The 15534-nt window shown below is 71.9% G+C and carries 13 protein-coding genes; 5 read left to right on the top strand and 8 right to left on the bottom strand.

Annotation, left to right across the window (positions count from 1 at the left end):
• The first annotated feature begins 18 nt into the window (after nucleotides 1–18).
• Nucleotides 19–915, top strand: coding sequence for a ribosome silencing factor (gene rsfS, locus WME76_RS15265; RefSeq protein ID WP_437960848.1), 897 nt, complete (start codon nucleotides 19–21; stop codon nucleotides 913–915).
• A gap of 8 nt (nucleotides 916–923) precedes the next feature.
• Complete coding sequence (locus WME76_RS15260) at nucleotides 924–1361, top strand: 23S rRNA (pseudouridine(1915)-N(3))-methyltransferase RlmH (RefSeq protein WP_437291489.1); 438 nt, start codon at nucleotides 924–926, stop codon at nucleotides 1359–1361.
• 10 nt (nucleotides 1362–1371) lie between these two features.
• Here WME76_RS15260 and WME76_RS15255 read toward each other — a convergent pair whose 3' ends face one another.
• Nucleotides 1372–2325, bottom strand: a complete 954-nt coding sequence (locus WME76_RS15255) for an SDR family oxidoreductase (RefSeq protein WP_437960847.1) — start codon at nucleotides 2323–2325, stop codon at nucleotides 1372–1374.
• Nucleotides 2326–2539: 214 nt separating this feature from the next.
• On the opposite strand from WME76_RS15255, the gene WME76_RS15250 reads away from it, so the two are divergent.
• Nucleotides 2540–4327 carry a WYL domain-containing protein gene (locus tag WME76_RS15250; protein WP_437960846.1) on the top strand — a complete coding sequence of 596 codons (1788 nt, stop codon included), beginning with the start codon at nucleotides 2540–2542 and terminating at the stop codon, nucleotides 4325–4327.
• Nucleotides 4328–4611: 284 nt separating this feature from the next.
• Here the strand turns inward: WME76_RS15250 and WME76_RS15245 are convergent, their stop codons facing one another.
• From WME76_RS15245 to WME76_RS15235, 3 genes are read right to left on the bottom strand one after another with little or no spacing between them, the layout of a single operon-like run.
• Nucleotides 4612–5040 (bottom strand): hemerythrin domain-containing protein, encoded by a 429-nt coding sequence (locus WME76_RS15245; RefSeq protein WP_437960845.1) that lies wholly within the window; start codon nucleotides 5038–5040, stop codon nucleotides 4612–4614.
• Nucleotides 5037–5162, bottom strand: a complete 126-nt coding sequence (locus tag WME76_RS15240; RefSeq protein WP_437960844.1) for a hypothetical protein — start codon at nucleotides 5160–5162, stop codon at nucleotides 5037–5039. The genes WME76_RS15245 and WME76_RS15240 overlap by 4 nt, the downstream gene beginning before the upstream one ends.
• 55 nt (nucleotides 5163–5217) lie before the next feature.
• The gene (locus tag WME76_RS15235) at nucleotides 5218–6297 is read right to left on the bottom strand and encodes a sigma-54 interaction domain-containing protein (protein ID WP_437960843.1); all 1080 of its coding nucleotides are present in this window, start codon (nucleotides 6295–6297) and stop codon (nucleotides 5218–5220) included.
• Nucleotides 6298–6330: 33 nt separating this feature from the next.
• Here WME76_RS15235 and ric point away from each other — a divergent pair, with 33 nt between their 5' ends.
• On the top strand, nucleotides 6331–7035 hold the full coding sequence (gene ric, locus WME76_RS15230) for an iron-sulfur cluster repair di-iron protein (protein WP_437960842.1): 705 nt from the start codon (nucleotides 6331–6333) through the stop codon (nucleotides 7033–7035).
• A gap of 104 nt (nucleotides 7036–7139) precedes the next feature.
• Here ric and WME76_RS15225 read toward each other — a convergent pair whose 3' ends face one another.
• Nucleotides 7140–8966, bottom strand: a complete 1827-nt coding sequence (locus WME76_RS15225) for a discoidin domain-containing protein (protein WP_437960841.1) — start codon at nucleotides 8964–8966, stop codon at nucleotides 7140–7142.
• Nucleotides 8967–9594: 628 nt separating this feature from the next.
• Here WME76_RS15225 and WME76_RS15220 point away from each other — a divergent pair.
• On the top strand, nucleotides 9595–11049 hold the full coding sequence (locus tag WME76_RS15220; RefSeq protein ID WP_437960840.1) for a cell wall anchor protein: 1455 nt from the start codon (nucleotides 9595–9597) through the stop codon (nucleotides 11047–11049).
• A gap of 149 nt (nucleotides 11050–11198) precedes the next feature.
• Here WME76_RS15220 and WME76_RS15215 read toward each other — a convergent pair whose 3' ends face one another.
• The 3 genes from WME76_RS15215 to WME76_RS15205 all read right to left on the bottom strand — a co-directional run bounded on the left by WME76_RS15215 (nucleotide 11199) and on the right by WME76_RS15205 (nucleotide 15478).
• Complete coding sequence (locus WME76_RS15215; RefSeq protein ID WP_437960839.1) at nucleotides 11199–11831, bottom strand: DUF6151 family protein; 633 nt, start codon at nucleotides 11829–11831, stop codon at nucleotides 11199–11201.
• Between the two features lie 63 nt (nucleotides 11832–11894).
• Entirely contained in the window at nucleotides 11895–13313 is a 1419-nt protein-coding gene (locus tag WME76_RS15210; protein WP_437960838.1) for a hypothetical protein, read from the bottom strand.
• A gap of 149 nt (nucleotides 13314–13462) precedes the next feature.
• Nucleotides 13463–15478 (bottom strand): potassium transporter Kup, encoded by a 2016-nt coding sequence (locus tag WME76_RS15205; protein WP_437960837.1) that lies wholly within the window; start codon nucleotides 15476–15478, stop codon nucleotides 13463–13465.
• Between the last annotated feature and the right edge of the window lie 56 nt (nucleotides 15479–15534).

The raw sequence follows: 15534 nt of genomic DNA, 5'->3' as shown, positions 1-15534 counted from the left end.
CAAGAAAGCGAGAGAACGTTGGCGACGAAGAAGGACGCAGGCGCAGGGAGCAGCAAGCCGCGGGCGAAGTCGGGGTCGAAGGCGGGCGAGGGCGCGGAGCCGCGCGTCCCGGCGCGCAAGAAGGCGGCCACGGCCAAGGCGGGCGCGGCGGGGCGGGCGTCGTCCGCGACGAAGACGAAGCGGCCGGCGTCGCCCCGGATCCGCGCCTCCCACACCGGCGTGGGCGATCCCGCGGCGACGAAGGCGGCGCGGGCGCGCCGCGCGGCCGGCGGGGGCGACGAGGGGGAGCAGCTCGAGCGCCCGGCGCGGCCGATCCCGGCGGACCGGCCGGCGACGAGGGCGCGGCGCCCGGCGCGCGGCGACGGCGACGCGCCGCGGCCCACGCGGGGCGGCGGGGAGGGCGGGGCGAAGGCGGCGCTGCCGCTCGCGGGGCGGTCGCCCGCGCGGGCCAAGGCGCCGCTCGCCGGCCCGAAGCGCGCGGCCGCGCGCCGCAGCACGCCGCCGCCGATCCCCGAGGCGTCGGCCCCGGCGCGCGAGCTCGCGCTGACGCTGGCGGCGGCGGGCCTCGACAAGAAGGCGATCGGCGTCGAGATCCTGGAGGTGGTGGGGCGCGTCGACTACGCGGACTACCTGGTGATCATGACGGGCCGCTCCGACCGGCACGTCCACGCGATCGCGACGGGCCTGGAGGAGGCGACGCGCAAGCACAACGTCGCGCCGCTCTCCATGGAGGGCCTCGCCGCGGCGACGTGGGTGCTGATCGACTTCGGCGACGTCGTGGTGCACGTGTTCCAGGAGGAGACGCGCCGCCTGTACGACATCGAGGGGCTCTGGATCGACGCGGGCCGCGTCCCGGTCCCGCAGGACAGCCCGCCCCCGGGGGCGCAGCCCGCCCCGCGGTTCGACCCGAGCTGAGCGCGGCCGTGCGTCTCGTCGTCGCGGCCGTCGGGCGCGTGAAGGACAAGCCGCTGCGCGCGGCGATCGACGAGTATCTCGGTCGGATCCGCCGCTACGTGGCGTGCGACGAGATCGAGATCCCGGACGGCCCGCCGGCGAAGGTCGGGCCGCTGCTCGCGCGCGCGTCGGCGGGGGCGAGCGTCATCGCCATGGAGGTGAACGGCAAGGCGCTCGGCAGCGAGGCGTTCGCGGCGGGCGTCGAGCGGTGGGGCTCGCGCGGCAAGGGGGTGGTCACGTTCCTGATCGGCGGGGCGGACGGGCTGCCGCCGGACGTCTCCGCCGCCGCGGACGACCGGTGGAGCCTGTCGCCGCTCACGTTCCCCCACCGCCTCGCGCGGCTCGTGCTGATCGAGCAGCTCTACCGCGCGATGACGCTGCTGCGGGGCGAGCCGTACGCGCACTGAGCGCGCGCGGTCACTCCTTCGGCCAGTCCGGCGCCGCGAGGTCCATCGGCCCGTCGCGCCAGCTCGCGTAGGCCGCCTCGTCGGCCTTCCGGTACGGGCCGAACGTCTTCTCGAAGTACTCTCCCCAGTGGGGCTGCCGGCCGTCGACGTCGGTGAATCCGTACTCGCGGGCGAGGTCCCACGAGCTGAAGACGCGGCCGGCCTTGGCCGCGACGTTCGGGTCGGCGGCGAGCGCCGCGACGGCGCGGCCCACGAAGAACGGGGTCTCCGAGGCGATGAAGTGCGGGTCCTTCGCGGTCGCGTCGCGCCAGTTCTCCTCGGTGACGCCGAAGCCGTCGAGCATGGCCTCCGACCGCAGGAAGCCGGGCGTGATCGCGAGCGCCGTGATGCCGGGGTGGCGGCGCAGCTCCCAGGCCATGGCGAAGGCGAGGCGGATGACCGACATCTTGGCGAGGTCGTAGAAGAGGTTGCCGCGGTACCCGAAGTTGTCGCCGTCGGTGACCTCGACGATGAGCCCCCGGTCGCGCTCGAGCAGGATCGGCACCGCGTGGCGGCTCGTGACGATGTGCGAGGTCACCGCGCGCTCGAGCAGGAGCTTCCCCTTCGGCACGGAGAGCTTCCAGAACGGCTGGCCGAACTCGGCGAGCTCGTCGCCGCCCCAGACGTCGTTGACCAGGACGTCGAGCTTCCCGTGATCGCGCCGGATCCGCGCGCAGAGCGCCTCGACCTGCTCCTCGACGGTGTGGTCGACCTGCACCGCGATGCCGAGTCCTCCGGCCGCGGTGACCCGCTCCGCGGTCTCCTCGATGGTCTCGGGGCGCTGGCCGGTGGCGGGCCGGCCGCGGACGCTGCGTCCGGTGCAGTAGACCGTCGCGCCGGCCTCGCCGAGCGAGCAGGCGATGGCGCGCCCCGCGCCGCGCGTGGCTCCGGTGACGAGGGCGATCTGTCCTTCCAGCGGTTTCATTCGGTGTCTCCTCCTTCGTGGGGACCGGCGCGTGGCTGGCGTCGCGCGCCGCGCCGCGCGTGCTGCGCCGAGGCGCCGCCGCTTCCGGTCGTCTTCCGCGAGGCTACGGGGCAATTCCTGACACCTCCTGTCATGAATTGCGCGTAGGCTGGGAACCGGGTCGAATCGGGGTCGAATCGGGGTCGGATCGAGGCCAGGACCACGGACGGACTTCATGCGCGCGGATCGGCTGCTCAGCTTGATGTTGCTCCTCCAGCAGGCGAAGGGCCGGCAGCTCACGGCCGAGGACCTCGCGCGGCGCCTTCAGGTCTCGGCGCGGACGATCTACCGGGATCTCGACGCGCTCTCGTCGGCGGGCGTGCCTGTCTATGCGAACCGCGGCCCGAACGGCGGCATCGCGCTCCTGGAAGGGTGGCAGACGAGCCTGACGGGGCTGACGCAGCCCGAGGTCCAGGCGCTCTCCGCGGTGGCCGCGCCGGGCGCGCTGGCCGACATCGGCCTGTCGGCGGCGCTGGAGAGCGGCCTGATCAAGCTGTCGGCGGCGCTCCCGGTGGTGCAGCGGTCCGCCGCGGAGCACGCGCGGCAGCGGCTCCACGTGGACTCGTCGGGGTGGTTCCAGGGCAGGGAGGTGGTGCCGCACCTCGACGTGCTGCGGGAGGGGGTCTGGCAGGACCGCAAGGTGTGGCTCGCGTACCGGGACTTCGACGGCGAGGCGAGCGAGCGGGTGGTGGACCCGTACGGGCTCGTGATCAAGGCGGACCGCTGGTACCTCGTGGCCGGGACGGCGCGCGGGCCGAGCGTGTTCCGGGGCGCGCGCGTGGAGGGGGCGCGGCTCCTCGACGAGGGGTTTGCGCGGCCCGAGGGGTTCGACCTCGCGGCCTGCTGGAAGGAATGGTGTCAGCGGTTCGCGGAGCGCCGTGCGAGCTACGTGGTGACGCTCCGCGCGAGCGAGGAGGGCGAAGCGGCGCTCCGGCGGGTCCGGCCCGCCGGCGAGCACGAGCGGTGGGGGCAGGGGAGCCGCGGGCGCGACGGGACGAGGACCGTGACGGTCGACTTCGAGCGGGAGTCGATCGCGGCCTCGCAGATCATCGGTCTTGGCAGGGGCGTCGAGGTGCTGGAGCCGGCGGCGCTGCGGGCGCGGCTCGGGGCGATCGCGGAGGACCTGCGCGCGGTGTACCGGGCGCGCGGTGAGGCGCGGGCGAGCGCCGGGCCCGGCGTGGCCGACGGCGCGCTCGCGCGATGCCGCTGGCCGGATCTCTCGCCGAGGTACGCGACCGCGCTCCGCGCGGCGGTCGACTTCGTGCTCGAGCGGTTCGAGCCGCTCGCCATCGTCGCGGCCGGATCCATCGTCCGCGGCTGCGGCGACGCGTCGAGCGATCTCGACGTCTTCGTGATCCACGGCGCCCCGTACAAGCAGCGTTTGCAGCGCTGGTTCGGCGACGTCCCCGCGGAGATCTTCGTGAATCCTCCCGCCGCCGTCCGCGAGTACTGGGCCGCCGAGCACCAGCGCGGGCGGCCGTCCACCGCGCACATGCTCGCCACCGGCTTTCCGGTCCTGGGATCTCCGCTCCTCGACGAGCTCAGGGCGGAGGCCGCCGCGTGGCTCGCGCGGCGCGCTGCGCTCACGCCGGAGCAGGACATCTGGGAGCGGTACAGCGCCGCGACGCTCCTCGAAGATGCCCTCGACGTCGTCGAACGCGACCCCGTGATGGCCAGCGCCCTGCTGGCCGAGGCCGTGCTCGCGATGGTCCGCCACCACCTCCGGGCGCGCAACGGCGTCCTGCCGCGCACCAAGGAGCTCTTCGCCGAGCTCGAGAGGTGCGACCCCGAGGTCGCCCGCTCGGCGCGCCGGTTCTTCGAGGCGGCCTCCCTGGAGAGCCGGATCACCGCCGCGCACGCGATCGCCGACGCGTGCGTCCGCGCGCGCGGGTTCTTCGCGTGGGAGTCGGAGCGCGTCCCCGTGGCGGCGCCCGTCTCGGATGGTCACCGGGATCCTGCCTGAAGCGGGCGCGCTGGCGCTGCTGCTGCCGTGACGTGCGCGCGGGGCAGGCTATCCGGAGCACGCGAGCACTGATATCGATCGGCACTCACGACAAGGAGGGGAGCGCCGCATGTACCACGCTCGTTCTGGATTCGTGTTCTTCGTCGGGCCCGTCGAGGTCTGGCGAACGCTCACCTTTCGCCTGCAATTCCGGATGAAGTGACCGTCGCAGGTCGATCCAGGCGTCAAGCAGCATTGGAGCAGCAGGACGATGGGCCCGTCTTGCCGTGGACGAGAGCCGATGGTCACGAACCTGATGAATCCGCCTTGGGCCCTCGGCGCGCGACCTCGTCGAGGATCTCGTCGGCGAGGAGCGACTCGCACACGGGAAACAAGTCCCGCTCTTCGAAGCGCACGTGCTCGGCGAGCTCTGCTCCGAACGCCCGAGCGGCGCTCGCGTCGCCCGCCGACGCCGACGCGGCCGCGCGTCGCAGGCGGGCGTGGTCGCGTTCAACGCGTTCGCAGAGGTCGAGCCGGCCCGCGGCGCGCAGCGCGGGCAGGAGCACCTGCTCCTCCGCGAGAAAGTGAGGCTCGAGCTGCCGATCGAACTGCTCGCGGAGGCGTGCGCCGTCCGACGTCGACCAGGCGTCGATCTGCCGCTCGATGACGCGGGCCAGGACGAGCGCGTGGTGATGCTCGGACGACAGACCGCGGAGCCGCCGATCGCGCTTCATGACGGCTCCGGTCCCTGCAGCGCGCCGCCGTCGACGACGTCGGGCGGGACCGCGTGGGTCTCCGGGCACGCGCGACACGACACCTCGAGCGACAGGTGGTGGGCAAGCTGGGTCGAGAGCATAGGCGACTCCTTTCACGGGACGCTTTCACGGGATTCTGGAGCAGGAGACGTGCCATCAGCTAGCGCTGTACTCGCGCAGCTTGCGCCAGAGCGTGTTGCGCCCGACCCCCAGCACGCGCGCGGCTTCGGCTTGAGAGCCGCCACAAGCATCGAGAACGCGGAGGATGTGCTCTCGCTCGACCTCCGCGAGCGACCGAAGCGCGACGGGCGCGCGAGGTGGGGGCAGCGCCGTGAGCAGCTCCTCCGGGAGGTCCTCGGCGTCGATCGACGCGCCGGTCGCGAGCGCCGCGCCGTGCTTCACGGCGTTCTGCAGCTCGCGCACGTTGCCCGGCCAGTGGTGGCGAAGGAGCACGGCTTTCGCGGCGTCGGTGAAGCCGTGCGCCCTGGTGCGCTCCTCGCCCAGCATGCGGCACGCGAGCGGGAGGATGTCGTCTCGCCGCTCACGGAGAGGCGGAACCAGCACGGAGAGAACCTTGAGGCGGTAGTAGAGATCTTCCCGGAAGCCACCCCCTCGCACGCGCTGAAGGAGATCTCGGTGCGTAGCGCAGACGATGCGGACGTCGCTCTCGAACGCCTGGTTCTCGCCGACGCGCCGGATCTCGCCGTCCTGCAGAGCGCGCAGCAGCTTGGCCTGCAGCGGCAGAGGCAGCTCGGCCACCTCGTCGAGGAAGAGCGTTCCCTTGCTCGCCGCCTCGAACAGCCCACGCCGAATTTGCGTGGCGCCGGTGAAGGCTCCCTTGCCGTGCCCGAAGAGCTCGGACTCGAGGAGCTCGGCCGGCAAGGCCGCGACGTTGACCGGAACGAAGGGGCCGGACGCGCGCGGTGAGTTCGCGTGCAGCATCCGCGCGACGACCTCCTTGCCGGTACCCGTCTCGCCCAGGACAGCGACAGGCGCCTCGCTCATCGCGAAGCGCGCCACCCGTCGAAACACGGTCTGCATCGCGGCGCTACGGGCGACCACGTCGGTCGCCCCCGACAGGCGCGGTGCGCGCGGGATCAGGCCGCAAACCTCGCAGCTCTGCGGGCACTGGTGTTCCATATGTTCCATTTTGGAACGCGCCGCGGCAGGGGGCAAGCTAGCCAGCGATTTCGAGGGCGAAACCACGCGGATTCGTGCGCGATGGAGCGCCGGCACGCGCCGTGCTGCACGGACGGCAGGAGGTCCACCGTGCTGAGCCCAACCCAACCCGTCGCCAACATCGTCCTTGATCACTCCGAGTGCGCCCAGGTCTTCCAGCAGCACCGCATCGACTTCTGCTGCCGCGGAGAGCTCAGCCTCGAGCAAGCCGCCAAGGAGCGCGGCGTCGAGCTCACCGCGCTCCTGGGGCAGCTCGAGCGAGCCATCGCGGAGCGGCGAGGCGACACGCCGGTCGCGATGCGCGAAGCCTCGACGCCCGCGCTCATCGACCACATCGTGGGCAAGCACCACGCGTATCTGCGAAAGGCGCTGCCCTTCGTGCGACCGCTCGCGGCGAAGGTCGCGCGGGTTCACGGGGAGCACAACCCGAAGTTGCGCGCCCTCGACGGCGCGGTGGGCGAGCTCTCGGAGACCCTGCTCGCGCACCTCGACGACGAGGAGGCGAACCTGTTTCCGGCGCTCCGTTCGGCGGGCGCCAACGTCGACCCGGAGACGAGACGGGCCCTCGCGGCGATGCGCGACGAGCACCTCGCGGTGGCGAAGCTCCTCGAGACCCTCCGTGATGCGAGCGACGATTTCGCGCTCCCCGACTGGGCCTGCGGCAGTTATCGCGCGCTGTTCGGCGAGCTTCAGGCGATCGAGCGGGACGTCTTTCAGCACGTTCACCTCGAGAACCACGTCCTCGCGCCGCGCTTCGGTCACGGTCAGGACGCTGTTGGCGCTCAGGCTGGCTGATGGTCCGCCGAGCAGGCCCACACCCGGTGGTGGCGGGCGACGGCGCAGGGGGGCTCCCGCGGCGCGCGGGAGCCCGTGTGCAGGAGATCGGGGCTGCGGGGCGGCTAGGGCGCGCCCGCGTGCGTCATCGTCTCCCAGCCGATGTGGTTGCCGACCCGGGTGGAAGCGCTGCTCATCGCCCTGATGCGCGTGATGAGCTCCTGGGTCTTCGGCATGCTGATCCCGCGCCGGTTGCGGAATTCGTTGTACCCGATCTCCCAGCCCATGACCGCCGAGCCGCCGCCGGCGGTCTTGGCGAAGCTGCTGCATGGCCAGTTCCGCGCCGGCATCCAGCCCGCGGGCGTCACCTCGACGCCGACCCGATTGCCCGTATTGTCGAGGTACTGCAGCACGTAATCGGCGTTCAGCTCGAGCGCCTCCCGCAGGCGGTTCTCGTGATGAACCGGGTCGTCGCCGTAGGCGCTGCGAGCATCGCCTTGGATGCGAAGGGTCTCTGCCATGTTCGCCAGCGAGCTCATGCCCATCTGCATGTGCCCGAGGTCGCGGCAGGTCTCCTGCTCGAGGCCGGCGATGTAGCGCGTCGGGTTGCTCCAGATCCCCGCGAGATCGCCCTTCGCGTCGTTGGTGTAGCGCAGCTTGCCCTGATAGATGGGATAGAGCGGCTGGCGGCCGTCGCTCGGCATGTAGACCATGGCCTTGCTGGAGTGCTCTACCTGGCTCACGACGTACTCGTACTTCTCGCGATCGTTCGTGAAGATCGCGATGCCGAGCGCCGTCTCGTTCATCACGGAGGTCCGGTTCGCGCCGCCCGTCCAGCCGTCTTTCACCAGGTCCCAGTAGACGGTCTTGAAGTGGTTCTCTTGCAGCGCCGTGTCCTCGGCCGTCCAGCCGCTGTACGTGTAACGCAAGATCTCCGCGGCCCGCAGGAAGTTGGTGCCTGCCCAGCCAGCGGCGAAGTGGCCGTTGGCGTAGACCTGGCCGTTGTTGTCCGGGAAGCGGGGCTGATCGAACAGGATGGCGGTCAACGTGCGCGCCCAGGCGTCGAGGATGCGCCTCGCGTTCTCGGCATACTGTGCGTCGCCGCTGTAGTGCCAGAGCAGCGCCTGCGTATAGGCGGCGTTCGCGTCGTCGACGATCTCGCTGCAGCCCGCTTGCTCGTAGCCCAGATCGAGGGCTTTTTGCTTCGAGCCAGGCGTGGAGCACTTCACGACCGGCACCGGGCTGGCGACGTAGTCCCGCCGCGCGTGCCTCGAGCCCCTGGCGAGCTGGTACTCCTTGCTCCAGGGCTGCTGACCGCTGCCGATCTTCGCCTTGACGAAATCCAGTTGCTCCTTGCTGACCAGGATGCCCGGATGGACGAAGGCGCCGGCGGGGGCCGCGCTGCCGGAGATCTGGAGCTCCGTCACGCTGGCGTAGTCGTTCACGGTATTCCCGTTGACCGTGAGGCGGACGTACCGCGCGTCGACGGCCTGGACCTCGACCGGCTGGAGCGCGGTGTTGGGCAGGCTCTTCCCCGCGAAGAGCGGCGAGAATTCTCGGCCGTCCGTGGACGTCGAGAGCGCGTAGTCGTAGATGCGCCCATCGACCCCGCCGTTGTACCAGCCCAGAGAGATGCCGCAGATGCGCTGCGTCGCGCCCAGGTCCGCCGTCACGTAGGCGCCCTTGCCGCGGCCCGACCAGCGGGTGGCCAGGCTGCCATCGGCGACGTTCGCCGCCGGGTTCTCGGCCTGCGCGACGCTGGCGACGAGGCTCGTCGGCGTGAGACGAACCGTGCAGCCAGGCGCCGCGAGCGGCGATTGCTGCTGGTCACCGACGTGATCGCCGTCTGTCGCGGCGCCCTCGTCAGCGCCCGTATCGGCGCCCACGACGCAGCCCGCGAGAACGGCCGCCAGGGCGACACACAGTGTGGGGGCGACAGTGCGCAAGCTCAACGTGTTCTCCTTTCGGTGGATCATTTCACCCGCATCAGGGAGGGAGCGTGTGCGATGGTGCCACCAAGCAAGATCAAGGCTATCAAAGAGATGAGATACGGTATTCCCGGGCATTGTCAAGACTGTGCCGGGGAGCCTGTTTCAGGTTGAGATCTCGTCGCTTTGCCTGTGGTTTAATTTGCCTCTCTCCTGGAAGAAGGATGCGTTCTGGAGACGAGGATCCCGCCCGGCGTCGATCGACATGTGGCCTGTGTAGGTGCCAGTGTGACCGTTCGAATCCACGACAAATGACGCTCTCATGAGCTCATCCACCCTGGGGCGGTTCGCCATCGGCGTCACCTGGGTTGCACCATGTATATTTTGTGGTTAGTTTCCTCTCCGTTATCGAGCCGCTTAACTGGAGAGCTGCTTAACAGTAACCGAAAGGAAACCTACGTTGAATTTGACGAATCTCGGCGCCAGAGCCTGCGTCGTTGGCGCGATCTCGCTGCTTGGATGGGCTGGCTGCGTCTCCCCCGATCTCCAGGGCACGGACCTCGAGGGCGAGAGCGCCGGTGAGATGGGCGAGGCCGCCCAATCCCTCTCGACTGTAACCTTCCGCTCCAGCTCGACAGCGACCGCGAAGAACGTGACCTCGTTGGTCGTCGCGAAGCCGGCGGGCGTCGTGCAAGGCGATGTCCTGATCGCGCGCATCGCCAACCGGGACCACGTGGAGGCGGTGATCGCTCCGCCGGCGGGATGGACGCTGCTCCGCTCGGATCAGAGCGCGTCCGCCGTCAAGTCCTGGGTCCTATGGAAGGTGGCGACCAGCGCGGAGCCCGCGAGCTACTCCTTCGGCTTCGACGTCTCTGCCTACGTGGCGGGGAGCATCGTGGCGTTCAGCGGCGCCGACCCCGCGAACCCGATCGACGCGGTGAGCGGCCAGAAGAACGGCAACTCCGCGACCCTGGCCGCGCCCGCGGTCACCACGACAGCGGCGAACGGCGTCGCGGTCTGGTTCGGCACGCAGGTCTGGACGGGCTCGGCCTGCCCGGCGAGCCCGATCCAGCCGCCCTCGGGCTTCACCGAGCCCTTCGATACGTGCCTCCTCTCGTCGTCCACGGGGCTCCTGTTCGACGCGGCGTACGCGCAGCTCGGCGCTGCGGGCGCGCAGCCGGCGTGGAGCGGCAGCTCTCCGTTCCCGAACACGAACACCGCGCAGGTCGTCACGCTGAGGCCCGCCGGTACCCCGAGCTGCTCCGCGGGCGATTCGTTCGCCAGCACCTACACCACGCTGGGGAAGCTGGCCTCGACCGACATCGTCGAGATGTCCGGGCTCGCCGCGAGCCGCGTCAACCCGGGCATCCTGTACGCGCACAGCGAGAACAACGCGAACTTCGTCGCGATCAACAAGACCAACGCCGCGCTGGTCGTCGGGAACTACGTCGCCGGCGTGCTCCCCTGGGACTGGGAGGACATCGCGACCGGCCCGTGCCCCGCGGGGAGCTGCATCTTCATGGGAGACATCGGCAAGATCAGCGGACACGACCCGCCCGAGCCGACGACGTTCGCCGTGTACCGCATGCGGGAGCCGAACCTCGCCGCGGGGGAGACGAGCGGCACGGTGTCTGGCGACAGGTTCCCCTTCCAGTATCCGGACACGCCGCAGAACGCGGAGGCGCTCATGGTGCATCCGACGACGGGGGACATCTACGTCGTCACGAAGAACGGCACCACAGGGCTGAGCAAGGCGTACAAGTTCCCCAAGCCGCTTCCGGCGCCCAACACCATGTCCACGCTGATTCACGTGGCAGACCTCCAGATACCCCTGGGCGTGGACGGGAACGCCCGATCGGTCACCGCTGGGGCCATCCATCCGTGCGCAAACCGGTTCCTGTTGCGCACCTACCGGGCCGTCTACGAGTACCGAGCGCCTGCCGGAGGGAGCTTCGAGTCGGCCTTCGCGGCGTCGCCCGTCGCGCTCACGGACACGAACGAGGTGCAGGGCGAGTCCATCGAGTACGATACGGACGGCTCCGGGTATTTCACGATGACCGAGCTGGAAGCTGCGCCGTACCCGCTGAAGCGCGTCGCTCGCCAGTAGGGCGAATCGGGGGATCTCCTCGGCGGCGAAGCGCGCCGAGGCCGAGCAGCACGCTGCGGGGGCCTGGCACCTCCTGAAGCACCACGCGGCCCTCGCTGGCACATCGGCGGTCTATCACCGCTGTGGGCCAGTGAGGGCCTGCGCCGCCGTCAGGCGCGCGCGGGACGCGGGCCGCACAGCGGGCGTAGCGCGTCGCGCTCGGCCGTGGACAGCACCGTGACCGCGTACCTGGGATTGCCGCTCGCGCGATCGAAGAAGGGGTGTGGCCAGGCGTTGCCGCGCAGCTTCCAGCTGATCAGCTTCCGGATCGTGTGCGCGAGGAGACGCACGTCCGGCTTCAACGACCCGGGCGGCGGCTCGCCGATCGCGAACTTGCCCATGATGCGCCCGCGCGGCGCGCCGAAGACCTCATCGCACGGGCGCGCGCTCGGCGCCTGCTGGAACAGCTCGGTGACGATGCCGATGAACGGCACGCGCGGCGTCAACGAGTTGCCGAGAGGCGTCTTGCAGCAGCTCGCGTACCAGCGATAGAGGCCCTTCGGCGTGAGGCGCAAGGCGGCGACGAGCTCGCTGCCGCGGTCGAACGAGATCATCGAAGGAGCGACCTGCACGATGTCCGAGCCGCCGCGCTCGTCGAGCAGCTCCGCGCGGCCGAGGTGGTGCAGGAAAGCCTGACAGTCGTCGCAATAGCAGACGACGCGGTTCGACGTGCTCGGCGACGCGTCGCGCAGCCATCCATGAACCTTTCCGCAACGACACTGGAGCTCGACGTCTGTGGACATGCGGCTCGCCTATCACGTCTCGCGGCCCGCCGCGCGCGCTTCACGAGCCCGCCTGCCCGCCGCTCACTCCGGGAAGAACGTCTCGATCGTGAGCGCCGGCGCCCCATCCGGGTGGGCCCCGCCGATCAGCGCGAGCGTCCCGTTCGGTGCGGGCACGGCGGTCGCGCCGCGCCGCGGCTCCCGCAGCGGCAGCTCCTCGACCTCGGCCGCCGCGACGTCGACCACGAAGCTCCTCGTCAGCCCCCCGTCGCCCGCCTCGGAGCCCACCGCGAGGACGCGCCCGCCTGGCAGGGCGAACGCGGCGACGTCCACGACCGCCGCGGGCAGCGCGGCGCCCGCGACCTCCGCGGCGGCGCAGCTCGCCGCGCACCCCGGCGCGAGCCGCCGCGTCGGCGCCGGCGCGCCGCCCTGGACCCCGCCGACGAGCGCGATCTCCCCGGGCCCGGTCACCGCGGCGCCCGCGCCGCGCGCGGCGTCCGGCGGGAACGCCCTCGGCAGGAACGCGGTCGCGCCGTCGCCGAGCACCTCCACCCCCGCGCCCTCCGCGCTCCCGCCGGCGACGACCAGGCCCACTCCCTCCACCCACACGGCCGCGGCGCCGGCCCGCGCGTGTCGGAGCCGCGCCACCGAGAGCGTCAGGTCCGCGCCGACGACGAGCACCGCGTCCGACGGCTGGCCGGGCGCCTCCGCGGGCTCGCCCGCGCGCGCGGCGCCGACCACGAACGAGCGCCCGTCCGTGGCCTCGATCGTCCGGCCGCCCGCCACCTCCGCGAACGAGCCGAGCCCCGTCGGCAGCGCCGCCTCGGCGCTCTGCCCGGCCACCAGGTCGGTCCACGTCGCGCCCTCGTCGTCGATCGCGAGCAGCACGTCCCCACGGACGACGAGCGACCGCGCCGCCCGCGGGAGCGCGCCGCTGGAGGCGCTCCCGCCCCATAGGGCGATGTCGTACGCGTCGATCCGCGCCGGATCCACCGCGCCCGCCGCGGCGCCGGCGCTGGCGACGGCGGCGCCGCCGGTGAGGATCAGGTAGCGCTCCGCGAGCGCCGCGCCGGGCGCGCCGACGCGGGACGCCGCGAGCCCGCCCGGCGGCCGCGCCCACCGGCCGGTCCGCTGGGCGAAGAGCGGCAGCACCTCGCCCGACAGCGCGGCGAGGTAGATGCCCGACGCGGAGCGCCCGCGCGCCACGGTCGCGCCGCCCGCGTCGAGGCCGCGCACCTCGAACGTGTACGCGCGATCGTCCGGGATCTCGCCGAAGTCGAGCGCGCCGCCCGGCGCGGCCCACGCGGACACGGCGACGTCGCCCTCGATCGCCGCGGCGGTCACCTCGACCCGGGCGACGGGCGGATCTTCCTGGAAGGCGCCCGTCTCGTGCCCCGGCACGACCTCGACCGTGATGGTCCGCGGCTCGGAGGCGCAACCGACGCAACCGAGCAGCAGCAGGCCGAGCGCAGGATGGGCGCGCCCCGGAGGCTGGGTCTTCATGAGGGCGGAGTCATAGCGCCTCGCGCGCGCGAAATCCCAGCGGACGCGCGGAGCGGCCGACGGCGGGGCCGCGCGCCGCGCGCAGACCGGCCCGGATCGATCGCGACAGCCGCCCGGTGCGCCGGCCTCGGGCGGCGGCGGGGGCGCGGCTACAGGTCGACCTGCACGCCGAGCTCCACCACCCGCTCCGGCGGCAGCCTGAAGTAGCCGGGGACGGCGCCGGCGTTGCGCGCCATCACCGCGAAGATCGTCTCCGCGACCCTGCCCATCCGCCCCCGGTCGGTGGCGAGGATCGTCTCGCGGCCCAGGTAATACGTCACGTCCGCGAAATCGATCGGCAGCCCGTGCTCCGCCGCGGCCCGCCGCAGGAGGGCCGGCACGTCGGTCGACTGCATGAAGCCCGAGCGGATGATGAGCCGGTGGACGCCCTTGTCGAGGCTCGTCAGATCGAGGCGATCCTTGTCCGCCACCCGCGGGACGTGCTCCGTGACCACGGTCAAGAGCACCACGGTCTCGTGGAGCACCTTGGTGTGCTTGAGGTGGTGCGCCAGCACGTACGGCGTCTTGCCCGTGCGCGAGCTCAGGAACACCGCCGTGCCGGGGACGCGCGCGCGGCACGACGCGTCGAGCCCGCTCACGAACGCCTCGACCGACGGGACCGCCCGCGCGAAGCGCTCGACGAGGAGCGCGCGGCCCCGCTTCCAGATCACCATCATCGCGAACAGGACCGCCGCGATGGCGACCGGCACGTACCCGCCGTCGAGGAACTTGAGCAGGTTGGCCCCGAGGAACGGCAGATCGAGCGCCAGGAAGAGGAGCAGGAGCGGCAGCGCCCTGGCGAGCGGGACACCCCACGTGCGCCGCAGCACCACGAAGTAGACGATGGATGTGATCCCCATCGTGCCGGTCACGGCGAGGCCGTAGGCGGCGGCCAGCCCGCTCGATCGCTGGAAGATCAGCACGAGCGCGAGGCAGCCGGCCGCGAGGGCCCAGTTCGTCGCGGGGATGTAGATCTGCCCCTCGGCCGTGCTCGAGGTGTGGAGCACCTGGGTCCGCGGCAGGTACCCGAGCTGGATGGCCTGGTGCGTGAGCGAGTAGGCGCCGGAGATCAGCGCCTGCGACGCGATCACGGTGGCCATGGCGGAGAGCGCGACCAGCGCGTAGGTGAGGGGGCCCTTCGGCACCATCGCGAAGAACGGGTTCGCGGCGGCCTCGGGCGCCTGCAGCAGGAGCGCGCCCTGACCGAAGTAGTTGAGCGCGAGCGCCGGCAGCGCGAGCCCGTACCACGCGAGCCGGATCGGGCCGCGCCCGAAGTGCCCCATGTCCGCGTAGAGCGCCTCGCCGCCCGTGATGACGAGGACGACCGACCCGAGGATCGCGACCCCGTGGAGGCCGTGATCGGCGAAGAAGCGCGCCGCGTGCGCGGGGCTCAGCGCCGCGAGCACCGCCGGGTTCCTGGCGATGAACGCGAGCCCGAGCGCGGCGAGCGCGGTGAACCAGAGGACCATGATCGGGCCAAAAACCTTGCCGACGCGCGCCGTCCCCCAGCGCTGCACGCTGAAGAGCCCCACCAGGATCGCGCAGGTGAGCGGCACGATGAGCGGCTCGAGCGCGGTCGTCGCCACCGCGAGCCCCTCCATGGCGCTCAGCACCGAGATCGCGGGCGTGATGACCCCGTCGCCGTAGAGCAGCGCCGCGCCGACCACCACGAGCCCCGCGACCCAGCCGACGCCCTCCGTTCCCCTGGCGCGGAGCCGCGCCGGCACCAGCGCGAGCAGGGCGAGGATGCCGCCCTCGCCGTCGTTGTCGGCGCGCGTGATGAAGGTGACGTATTTGATCGTGACCACCATCATGAGCGACCAGAAGATGAGCGAGAGCACCCCGAGCACGTTGCCGGGCGTGGGCGGCACGCCGTGCGTCGGGCTCACGCACTCCTTGAGCGCGTAGAGCGGGCTCGTGCCGATGTCGCCGAAGACCACCCCGAGCGCGGCCAGCGCGAGCGCGGCGGCGCCGCCGTGGTGGCCGTGCGCCTGCGCCGCGGCGTCGTCCGGGCCCTGCCCAGGCGCCCCGCCGCGCGCCGGCCCGGCGTCGTCGCGCGTCGCCTCCGGCTCCGTCGATCCAGGCGCATCGGGCCGCGCGCCAGGAGGGCGCCGTTGGTCGTTCATGGTGCGCAGTCATAGCGCCGCCGCTCGACGCCACACAGCACCTGCTCGGCCCCACC

Source organism: Sorangium sp. So ce119, assembly GCF_051524405.1.
GTDB classification, from domain to species: Bacteria; Myxococcota_A; Polyangia; order Polyangiales; family Polyangiaceae; genus Sorangium; species Sorangium cellulosum_G.
This window is presented reverse-complemented; position numbering and strand designations above follow the sequence as displayed.